We start from the raw sequence: 6,635 nt of genomic DNA, 5'->3' as shown, positions 1-6,635 counted from the left end.
ACTAAAGAATAGGGTTAACACCAAATATGAGCCGTAATAAATTATTGTATCACTTAATTAACAGTGTATTATTGTTAGTGCCGCTTCTTTGCGGTGTAGATGCCAGTGCTCAAAAAAACAATATAAGCTTTAATCACCTAACGGTAGAAGATGGTTTGTCGCAAAGCAGTGTACTCTCTATAGCTCAGGACAGTATGGGGTTTATGTGGTTCGGAACTAAAGATGGACTTAACAAGTTCAATACTCAAAGATTCGAAGTATTTAAGCACGATAAAAACAACAATGCCTCTTTAAGCAGCAGTCAGAATATTAATTATTTGCTTACAGACAGAAAGGGCAATTTATGGGTAGGTACACAAAAAGGATTAAATCTTTATTTGCCTAAAAGTAATTCTTTTAAGAGATTTCTTCACGATCCGAAAGACAAAACCAGTATCAGTCACAATATTATCAGGAATCTTTTTGAAGACAATAAGGGAAATATTTGGGTCGGAACAGACAACGGGCTAAACAAGATGATAGCGCCTGATAAATTTCAGCGTTTTTTATAGCAGCAGTACCAAGGGTCAAGGGTTGGCGCATTCATTAATAAAAGCTATTCATCAGGACCATAATAATGTACTGTGGATTGCTACTATGCAAGGCCTTACCAGCATGAAAGAAAAAAAAGGAAAGTATGTTTTTCAATCTTATTTTCATGACCCCAGCAATCCAGCTAGTTTAATTGATGACGACCTTAGTGCTGTTTTTGAAGACCAGTACCATAATTTATGGATAGGTACGCATAATAATGGACTGGAATTAATGGACAGGGCTACCGGCACTTTTAAGCATTACTCGGCAAAAGGCGGACCCAGTAGTGGACTTAGCAGTAATGTAATTCGCAAAATCAAGGCAGACAAAGATGGAAAATTATGGATCTCCACCTTAAATGGTATAGATATATTTGATGTTAAAACAGGGAAGTTCACGGTTCTGAACCACGTCCCTAATGATCCATTAACCTTAAACCAAAATTCTACTTATGATATTCTGAAAGATGCGGCAGGTTCCATGTGGGTAGGTACTTACTATGGAGGGGTTAATGTGTACCATGCCAACTCTACCCCGTTCAGAGAATACAAGACCAGTCTGGGCGGTAATGGCATCAGCAGCAATGTAGTTAGTGCTATTGTTGAAGACGAAAACCATAATCTGTGGATTGGGACAGAAGCCGAAGGGTTAAATTATTATAACAGAACAACCGGGAAATTCAAAGCTATAAAAAATGAAATAGGCAACCCTAATTCATTAAGTTCAAACCTGGTAAAAGCCATTTCAATTGATAAGAAAGGAAGTGTTTGGGTAGCTACTTATGAGGGGAATCTGGATAGATATTTGCCTTTTTCGGGTACTTTTAAGCATTATAAACCAAATACTGCAGATCCACATGCCTTAAACTCTAACAGGATCGTTTGTTTGCTACACGACAGCAGGGGCAGATTGTGGGTGGGAACACGCGCACAAGGCGTTTTTCTTTATAATGAGGCTAAGGATAATTTTACGCTGCTCAATAGCGCTGCCTATAACCAGGAGTTAAAGTTTGTAAGAACTTTTTTTGAGGATTCTGCAAAAAATATATGGATAGCTACAAATTCTGGTATTTATATAGCTTCAGCAAGTTCTAATCAGATTAAAGAGTTCAAGAGTAATAGCATTGATTTTAAATTCGACGACATCAATTTTATTAAAGAAGATTCGAAAGGCAATATCTGGATAGGTAGCTATGAATCAGGGTTGATTAAGTATGATAAAAACCGAGAAATAAGTAGGTTTACGATTAATGATGGTTTACCTAGTAATAACGCAGTAGGTTTTTTGGAAGACAGTAAGGGGAATTTGTGGGTAAGTACTTCCAACGGTTTATCGAAATTTGATGGACGGGTTTTTAAAAACTATACTGTTGATGACGGGTTGCCGGGAAATGTTTTTAATTACAACTCCTTTTTTAAAGACAGTAAGAACGAAATGTTCTTTGGTGGCTATACCGGTATGGTGAGTTTCTTCCCGGATCAGATAAGAGATAATAAAAAGGTGCCCAAAGCTATATTTACCAGGTTAAGGTTGTTTAATAAACCCGTAAATATTAATGATAAAACAGGCTTGCTTACTCAAAATATAGGCTTAACAAAGGAATTAACTTTTTCTTATCATCAGAATATCTTTACTATTGATTTTGCCATTCTAAACTATGTAAAATCCGAAAAAAACAGATACGCTTATCAACTTAAGGGTTTCGAAAAAGAGTGGAATTATGTAACTAATCCACAGGCCGCGTTTACCAATTTGCCGGCGGGCAGGTATGTTCTTTTAATTAAAGGAGCAAATAACGATGGGGTGTGGACCAGCAAGCCCGAGGAGATGATCATTAATGTAAATCCACCTTATTGGAAAACATGGTGGGCATATCTTATCTATATACTTTTGCTTTCGGGGCTTATATTCCTTGTTTTAAGGTTCCTGTGGATAAGAACATTGCTAAGGAAAGAGCACGAGATTTATCAGATGAAGCTCGATTTCTTTACAAATGTATCCCACGAGATCAGAACACCACTAACCCTTATTGTAGGCCCGTTGGAGCATTTGGTAAACGAAACAAAGGAATCGCCTGCCTTAAACAGAAGATTACTTACGGTAAAGAAAAATGCTGGCCGGCTAACCAGATTGGTGAATGAGCTGATGGATTTTAGAAAAGCCGAATCGGGTAATATGGAACTTAATGTGGCACCGGGGAATATTGTAAGCTTTGTTAAAGAGATTTATATTTCATTTACCTACGTAGCCCTTAAAAATCATATTGATTATCGCTTTAACTGCGATGAGGACATCATAGAAGTGTATTTTGATAGTGAACAACTGGAGAAGGTATTGTTTAACCTGCTCTCTAATGCGTTTAAGTTCACACCTGATCATGGAATTATCCGCCTGGATATTCTTAAGACCAGCGACAACCAGGTCGAAATAAGGGTAGCTGATAATGGAAAAGGGATTCCCGAAGAAAGCAGGAATAAGATATTTACAAACTTTTATCAGGTTAGAGACCATCGCTCGGGAACTACGGGTACAGGAATTGGTCTGGCCTTAGCCGAAAAGATAAGCAGGTTGCATCATGGTCGTTTATCATTGGTAAATAATGAGGAGCTTAAAGACGAAGACGTTCATACTTGTTTTAGCCTGAGGCTTAAATTAGGGAAAGAACATTTTAAAAAGGATGAACTTATTGAACAGTATATCAGCAGTGAAAACCCTATTCTTTATCAGCAGGTATCGGAAATTGAACCGGTAAAGAATTATGAGCCGGCAGAGAAAACAGAAGACGGGATAACTGTTTTAATAGTAGAAGATAATGTTGAGGTAAGGAGCTTTATTGCGCAATCTTTAAAGCAGTCGTACCAGGTAATAGAAGCCAATAATGGCGAAGAGGGTGTAGAAATGGCGATAGAGAAGATTCCTGATATTATTGTGAGTGATGTGATGATGCCGGTTATGGATGGATTGGAGCTTTGTCGTACACTTAAAACAGACCCACGCACAAGCCATATTCCTATTATATTGCTTACTGCGCGTTCCGGCAATATCCATGAGGTAAACGGACTGAAAACAGGAGCAGAGACCTACATTACAAAGCCATTTAGCATTAACAGCTTGCAACTTAATATTTATAATCTGCTAACCTTGCAGGCTAATATGCGTAGAAAGTTTAGTCAGCAGATAACACTTCAGCCAACCAATATTTTAATAGAATCGGCCGACGAGGAATTCCTGAATAAAATAATGGGATATATCGAAGCCAATTTTAACAATGAAGATTTTAGTGTAAATACACTTGCTGCGGAGGTAGGGATGAGCACACCAATTTTGTACAAGAAAATTAAGGCGCTTACAGATCTTACGGTAAATAACTTCATCAAATCTGTTCGTTTAAAGCGAGCCGCTCAGTTACTAAAGCAGGATGTTTATACCGTTTATGAGGTTGCCTATATGGTGGGCTTTAGTGATAGTAAATATTTCAGTAAAGAATTTGCAAAGCAATTCGGACAAACCCCCTCAGAGTACAGTTTAAAGTAACCTTTTTTCTGAATTTAAGAAAATCACCCTCTTTCTTTAAGATTTTAACCCCTCTTGCATTTTATTGGCGCTTACATTAGCTAAACCAAATATGTAAATCACCGGTGTATGAACGAGGTATCTCAAGCAGTGTTCTCTTGTGCGCCCGCATCTTATGGTTTTAACTTAATAAATTAAACTATGAAAGCACAACTACTAAAAGTTTCAATGTCGCCTGCTCAGTCATTTAGTGTTAGGCAGGATGTGGTTCCATCTGTTAATAACAAATGGCATTATCACCCAGAATTTGAATTAGTTTATTTCAGTAAAGGAAAAGGCACCCAATTTATCGGAGACAATATTAGCAGGTTTAATCAAGGTGATATTGTTCTTGTTGGCCCTCAGTTGCCACACTACTGGCGATTTGATGATATGTACTTTAGAAATAATAATCCTGCCTCTAACCCTGACGTAAGAGTGGTTCATTTCTCTGAAAATATGTGGGGTGAATCTTTTTTGAATTTACCCGAGAATAAGCTGTTAAAGTCTGTTCTGGAAAAGTCGAGAAGAGGACTAAAGATTAAGGGTAAAAACAAACAGCATATTGCTGATTTGATTTCTGAAATGCCCAATGCAGAAGGCATAGACAGGATAATTATTTTAATGCAAGTGCTCGCTGAAATCACTAAGTGTGAAAAATTGGAAACGTTTTCATCAATTGGTTTTCAGCATGAAATGGAGCCTCATGAAAAGGATCGCATTAACGATATCTACGATTATTCTTATGCTAATTTTAAGAACAAGATCACTTTAGAAGAAATAGCTGATGTAGCTAAGATCAGTCCTAATTCATTTTGCAGGTACTTTAAATCTCGCACCAGGAAAACCTATTCGCAGTTTTTGATAGAGATTAAAGTKGGCAGGGCCTGCGAACTATTAATTGAACACAGCCTTAACCTAAAACAGGTATGCTATGATTGTGGCTTTAATAACTTCGCGAGCTTTTACAAATGCTTTAAAAAGATCACAGGAAAAAGTCCGCTATGTTATCAAAAAGAATTTGTTACCAATTTCAGTTAAATATTAAACATACAATCAATAAACTAACCAACCAACCTAACAAACTACGGGTTTGAGCAACTCGTGAATTAACCAACCAAATATTTTAAACGCTATGAAGAAAAATGATACTCAAACAGTTTCATGTTATGGCTATTCTGTATGTAAATTATTCAGTTTCCTATCCTTACGGATGGTGATAATTGGGTTTTTACTTACCGGTTCAGCAGCCTTTGGGCAAACCATTAATATTACGGGAACAGTAAAGGACGGCGGAGGGGGAGCAATACCCGGTGTAGGCGTCAGGGTAAAAAATGCCAAAGTATCCACACAGACTGATGCAAATGGTAAATACAGCATTACAGTTCCCGATGCAAATTCAACACTTGTGTTTTCTTACATCGGCCTTGTTTCGCAGGAAGCAGTTGTGGGCAATAAAAAGGTAATTGATATTACCCTGAAAGAAGATGAGTCTGCATTGGACGAGGTTGTAGTAACCGGATACGGCGAAAAAGTTAAAAAACGTGACCTCACCGGTTCAATATCATCAGTAACTGCTAAAGACATTGCAGAACGCCAGCCACTTACTTTATTTGATGCATTACAAGGGCAAGCCTCTGGCGTATTGGTTACCAATGATAACGGCGATCCGGCCGGACAGGGAACCATCCAGATCCGTGGAGCTTCTTCAATAAATGCATCGGGTACTGGCCCTTTGTATGTAATCGATGGAATCATTAGTGAGAACGGGAATTATATAAACCCTTCAGACATTGAGTCATTTGAAATTCTTAAGGATGTAGCGTCTGCGGCCATTTATGGTGCAAGAGGTGCAAATGGTGTAATCATCATAACTACTAAACGAGGTAAAGAAGGTAAGCCGCTTATTGGCGTTCAGTATACTTATAACAGAGGTGAGCTGGCAAATAAAATAAGAACTATTTCTGCTGATGAACTTAGGTTTTACAGAATGATAAGAGGTGGTGGTGCCGGAATTGGCGGAAATGTCGATTCTATTAACCCTTATCTGAATGCTGACAATGATTATCAGGAATTATTGTTCAGAACATCGGAAAAGCATACTGTTAACTTGAGCTTAAGTGGAGGCTCAAAAGGAATAACTTATTACGGGGGCTTAAATTATGTAGATAATCAAGCCATCGCATTGAACAGCTGGATTAAAAGAATACAATCGAAATTAAATGTAGAATATGCCATATCAGATAAGCTGACCATCAGCAACAACCTTGCTTTTGCTTATCAGACAGGAAATATCCTGAACATTCAGAATACAGCAAGGCAGATCTTTGAACGTAATCCGTGGACAAGTCTTTATAGGCCCGATGGAACGCTTGCAGGTTTTACAGAATCGAAAAGAAACCCTGTTGCTTTTGCCTTGTTGGATAAGAACATCGATAATGATTACCTGGCTCAGTTTAACACCCAGGCCAAGTATAAGATTTATAAAGATTTGAGCATTACTACCATGT

At 37.9% G+C, this 6,635-nt stretch carries 4 protein-coding genes; all 4 read left to right on the top strand.

Annotated elements, in window-relative coordinates:
• Positions 1-26 precede the first annotated feature (26 nt).
• On the top strand, positions 27-551 hold the full coding sequence (locus AC1DG9_RS20935) for a ligand-binding sensor domain-containing protein (RefSeq protein WP_477612324.1): 525 nt from the start codon (positions 27-29) through the stop codon (positions 549-551).
• Positions 552-654: 103 nt separating this feature from the next.
• Positions 655-4,107 (top strand): hybrid sensor histidine kinase/response regulator transcription factor, encoded by a 3,453-nt coding sequence (locus tag AC1DG9_RS20930; protein ID WP_477612325.1) that lies wholly within the window; start codon positions 655-657, stop codon positions 4,105-4,107.
• A 180-nt stretch (positions 4,108-4,287) separates the two neighbouring features.
• A complete protein-coding gene (locus tag AC1DG9_RS20925) occupies positions 4,288-5,166 on the top strand; it encodes an AraC family transcriptional regulator (RefSeq protein WP_172660222.1) in 879 nt (292 codons plus the stop codon).
• 94 nt (positions 5,167-5,260) lie between these two features.
• On the top strand, positions 5,261-6,635 hold a 1,375-nt coding region (locus AC1DG9_RS20920), incomplete at its 3' end, for a TonB-dependent receptor plug domain-containing protein (RefSeq protein WP_477635179.1).

It is taken from the genome of Pedobacter sp. 05L430 (assembly GCF_056397585.1).
The sequence above is the reverse complement of the archived record's forward strand: the minus strand, read 5'-3'. Positions and strand labels throughout refer to the sequence as shown.

Excerpts from the sequence above, each read along its gene's own strand:
- AC1DG9_RS20935 (WP_477612324.1), top strand. The coding sequence starts at position 27 with ATGAGCCGTAATAAATTATTGTATCACTTAATTAACAGTGTATTATTG.
- AC1DG9_RS20930 (WP_477612325.1), top strand. The coding sequence starts at position 655 with ATGAAAGAAAAAAAAGGAAAGTATGTTTTTCAATCTTATTTTCATGAC.